The organism is Streptomyces sp. NPDC002130 (assembly GCF_040296465.1).
Lineage (GTDB): Bacteria > Actinomycetota > Actinomycetes > Streptomycetales > Streptomycetaceae > Streptomyces.
On record NZ_JBEOXI010001266.1, the window covers coordinates 1 to 1,040 of the forward strand.

The 1,040-nt window shown below is 62.0% G+C and carries 2 protein-coding genes; one reads left to right on the top strand and one right to left on the bottom strand.

The annotated features are described in order from the left end of the window. On the top strand, positions 1-380 hold a 380-nt coding region (locus ABT116_RS50160), incomplete at its 5' end, for a hypothetical protein (RefSeq protein ID WP_351648502.1). 75 nt (positions 381-455) lie between these two features. Here ABT116_RS50160 and ABT116_RS50165 read toward each other — a convergent pair. Continuing rightward, positions 456-1,040: type 1 glutamine amidotransferase domain-containing protein (locus ABT116_RS50165; RefSeq protein ID WP_351648504.1), on the bottom strand; the 585-nt coding region annotated here is incomplete at its 5' end.

Genomic DNA, 1,040 nt, shown 5'->3' on the forward strand with positions numbered 1-1,040 from the left:
ACACGGAGTCTCCGTTCGAACCGGCACTCGTCCTCGGATACTCGTTCGGCGGACGCTCGGTGATGTCGCTGACAGTCGAGCACTCCGAACGGGTGCGATCGTTGACCGTCGGAGGCGGTAGTAGCCGACCGATGACGGGCGCGTTCGACGCATTGTTCTTCCCAGGCTGCATCGACGCACTCGAAAGCGGCGGCCCGACGGTGATGAACAACCTTGTCTTGCTGTGCCGTTCGCATCATCGGTTGATGCATCGCAAATCCGGGTTCGTCGGAAAGTGGGAGATCCAGATCGGGGTCGACAACAAGCCGTGGTTCATTCCGCCGCCGTCGATCGACCCGCAGCGGCACCCGCGGCCGGCAAACACCACCTTCAAAACCTGAGAAGAACTCGGGCACAACCGAACATAGCCGAGCACCGCATCGAAGAAAACCTCGATGCGGTGCCAAAAGACATGCTCAGCCCAAGTCGGCGACAATCCGCTCGGCGAGTGGCCTTGACGAAGCCGGATTCTGGCCGGTGTAGAGCTTGCGGTCCACCACGACATAAGGCGACCACGCCTCAGCCTTCGAGAATTTGCCGCCCAATTCGCGTAGCCGAGTTTCAAGCAGCCACGGAGCCTTGTCCGCCAGACCAGCCTGCGTCTCCTCTTCGTTGGTGAACGCGGTCAGCTGATAGCCGTCGAACAGCCAGCTTCCATCGGATCTCTGGGCCGGCAGGAGTGCCGCCGGCGCGTGACAGACCGCCGAGACCACCTTGTCCGCGTCCAAGAAGTTCACGAGAAGCTCACCGAAGGATGCCGACACCGCAAGATCCTCCATCGGGCCGTGTCCACCCGGTACAAAGACCACGTCGTAATCGGCGGCATCGGCATTCTCCAGAATCTCCGGCGAATCGAGCACCGGCTGCAGATCGGCGATGTACTTGCGCATACGGTCGGCGCCTTCTTGCCCACCGTTCACCTCGGGCGCCAGGCTTCCCTCGTCCACAACGGGAGCTTTACCGCCAGGCGTCGCGATCACGATGTCGTAGCCGGCGTCGAC